The sequence below is a fragment of the Mesorhizobium sp. M7D.F.Ca.US.004.01.2.1 genome (assembly GCF_003997785.1).
Classification (GTDB): Bacteria; Pseudomonadota; Alphaproteobacteria; order Rhizobiales; family Rhizobiaceae; genus Mesorhizobium; species Mesorhizobium loti.
This window is the reverse complement of record NZ_RZRQ01000577.1, coordinates 1-2,231: the sequence shown is the minus strand read 5'-3', so window position 1 is coordinate 2,231 and position 2,231 is coordinate 1. Positions and strand designations below refer to the sequence as shown.

Here is a 2,231-nt window from a genome sequence, read left to right as displayed (position 1 = left end):
AAATTATAGAGCACGTTGCCCTTGTGGAAGAGCTCGGTATCGGGCGAATTCATGTATTTGGCCAGCGCATCGGGCTGCAGCGCGCGGCCGCCAAAGGCGATGATCTTGCCCCTGGAATCCGGGATCGGAAACATGATGCGGTCGCGGAACCAGTCGTAGGAAACCGGGATGTCGTCGCCGTGGCGCACCAGTCCGCAGGCCTCGATATCGGCTTTCGGGACGCCCTTGGCGGCGAGATGCTCCTTGAGCGCATTTCGGCTGTCGGGGGCGAAGCCGAGCCGGAACGATTGCTGCGTCGCCGGCGTCAGCCCGCGATCCCTGAGATAGGCGCGCGCTTTGGCGCCTTCGGGTCCCTGCAGCCGCTCCTGGAAGAAGGCGGTCGCCATCTCCATAACGTCGGTCAGGCTGGCGCGTTCCTTTTCGCGCCGCTCCTCCTGCGCATCGCGAACCGGCATCGGCACGCCGGCCATGTCGGCGATCTTCTCGACCGCTTCGGGAAAGCTCATCCCGTCGAGTTCGGTGAGGAACTTGAAATGATCGCCCGAGACCGAGCAGCCGAAACAATGGTAGCGGCCCTTCTTGTCCTCGCAGTGGAAGGACGGGCTCTTCTCGCCGTGAAACGGGCAGCAGGCCCAATAGTCGCCGCGCGGCGCGTTGGTTTTCTTCCGGTCCCATGCGACGCGCTGGCCGACAACCGATGAAATCGGCACGCGGTCGCGGATCTCGTCGAGGAAGGCGGGTGGAAAGCGCATCGGGGAACTCGTTTCCCCACCATATAATCATGCCTGCGAAGTCCGACGACCCCTAATGCGGGCCATACCCGGTTTCCACAGGGCAAAAAGAAAGGCGGCCGTTGCGGGCCGCCTCGCTTCAATGGCCGGCCAGGTGCCGGTTACTGTGCGGCAAGCGCGCCGAAGATGACGCCGGAGAGGATGCCGACCAGCACATAGTCGTTGCCGACGCGGATCCATTCCTGGCCGCGGCCGGGACGATGCAGGCCGTAGCGGCCATAGTCGCGGATCGGCTGGTGACGCTTCCAGCTGGAATATTTCTGGCCATTGCGCCAGTTGTTGCGCTTCACGACGACCTTCTTCTTGAAGACGCGCTTCTTCACATCGCTGTGGTGGCCGGGCTTCTGCCAGTCGACCTGGCTGGTGTTCGACTGCGGAGCGTTCGGCGCATTCATCGACGCGGCCTGGCCAGTGAGCGACGTGGCGGCCAGCATCGAGAAAGCGAGGGCGGAAAGGACAATGCGTTTCATGAGAAGTCTCCTTGGTTGTCGATGCCCGAGGAATAGCGGCCCATCGATGAACCGAAACTGAATGCTAGCATTACAATTGTGTAATGAATTCATTCGTTTACCAACGAGAAATGAACATCATCGCAAAGATAAGGCGCACCAATCGCGGCACCGCGCGATCCGCCCGTGCCGCGACGGCCCGGCAATGCAACCATTTGCGCGTCCGTCCATTTTCCGACACCGCTTGTCGCGCTGCAACGGCCCCTTGAAATCGACAAGATTTTATTATCCGGCTAAAGTATTCGAGCTATTATCGACCATTGCCATGAACATGATTCGTAACCCCGCTTTTCATCCCGCTCGCCACGCCAAACAGGGCGCGCATCCTGTTTGCATGCAGGCGGCGCCATGAGCGGGTCCGTCGTCCTCCTGCATCTGGCCGGCGCCGTGGCGCTGATGCTGTTTGCCACCCGCATGGTGAAAACCGGCGTCGAACGCGCCTATGGCGACGTTCTGCGCCATCGCCTGCGCGCCACCATGCGCAATCCGATCATGGCGGTGCTGGCCGGCACCGGCCTCGCCATCGCCCTGCAGAGCTCCACCGCCGTCACGCTGCTGGTCGGCTCCTTCGCCGGCTCCGGCATCGTCTCGGGCGCCGCCGGTCAGCTTGCCGTGCGCGGCGCCGAGATCGGCTCGGCTCTGGTAGTCAAGCTGCTGACCTTCGATCTGACCTTGCTGGTGCCGCTCTGCCTGATTACCGGCACGGTGATGTTCATGGCCACCGAGCGGCGCGACTGGCGCCAATCCGGCCGCATCCTGGTCGGCATCGGCCTTCTGATCCTGTCGCTGGAGATGATCGGCCAGGCATCGGAGCCGCTGCGCAACAGCCAGCTCATGCCGGTCATCATCAACTACTTCTCGACCGATTCCATCACCGCCTACCTGCTGGCGGCGCTGATCACCTGGCTGTTCCAGTCGAGCATCGCGGCGG

Annotated in this window: 3 protein-coding genes; 1 reads left to right on the top strand and 2 read right to left on the bottom strand. The window is 62.6% G+C overall.

What is annotated here, in order from left to right:
- Together EN993_RS34955 and EN993_RS34950 are read right to left on the bottom strand one after the other, a co-directional pair.
- Window positions 1-752, bottom strand: a 752-nt coding sequence (locus EN993_RS34955; RefSeq protein ID WP_245469060.1) for a DNA primase, incomplete at its 3' end; no start/stop codon positions are given.
- Window positions 753-892: 140 nt separating this feature from the next.
- Window positions 893-1,261: an RcnB family protein gene (locus EN993_RS34950; RefSeq protein WP_127266161.1), complete on the bottom strand. Its 369-nt coding sequence runs from the start codon at window positions 1,259-1,261 to the stop codon at window positions 893-895.
- Window positions 1,262-1,648: 387 nt separating this feature from the next.
- Between EN993_RS34950 and EN993_RS34945 the strand changes: the two genes are divergently transcribed.
- On the top strand, window positions 1,649-2,231 hold a 583-nt coding region (locus EN993_RS34945; protein WP_164758028.1), incomplete at its 3' end, for a Na/Pi symporter.